Genomic DNA, 310 nt, shown 5'->3' with positions numbered 1-310 from the left:
GACCAGTTATCCGTTTTCATAGTGGCTTTTCTGGAAGGCGTTTTAAGGGACATTGAAATCATAAAGGGAGATGGCAAACATCACCTGTCCTATTTCAATCGTGACCTTGATTGTAGCTGTGCTTCTGTCTTGAAGAGCTACTTTCCTGATGATTATGCATTGGGAGATTATCTGGCCCGCTATTTCCTCGCGGACAGAGTGACAGCCCTGCATGTCTTTGGCGGTGTGCAATGATTTATGGATATGCACGTGTCAGCACCAGAGACCAGTCGACTGATATGCAGGTCAGTCGATTGCTGGAAGCCGGGAT

General features: G+C 47.1%; 1 protein-coding gene. It reads left to right on the top strand.

Annotated elements, in window-relative coordinates; translation table 11 throughout:
* A partial coding sequence (locus HK26_RS13800; protein ID WP_180539573.1) for a hypothetical protein occupies window positions 1-234 on the top strand: 234 nt, incomplete at its 5' end.
* Between the last annotated feature and the right edge of the window lie 76 nt (window positions 235-310).

Origin of the sequence: Acetobacter okinawensis (genome assembly GCF_002153655.1) — a bacterium.
In the GTDB taxonomy this organism is placed as follows: Bacteria; Pseudomonadota; Alphaproteobacteria; order Acetobacterales; family Acetobacteraceae; genus Acetobacter; species Acetobacter okinawensis_A.
The sequence above is the reverse complement of the archived record's forward strand: the minus strand, read 5'-3'. Positions and strand labels throughout refer to the sequence as shown.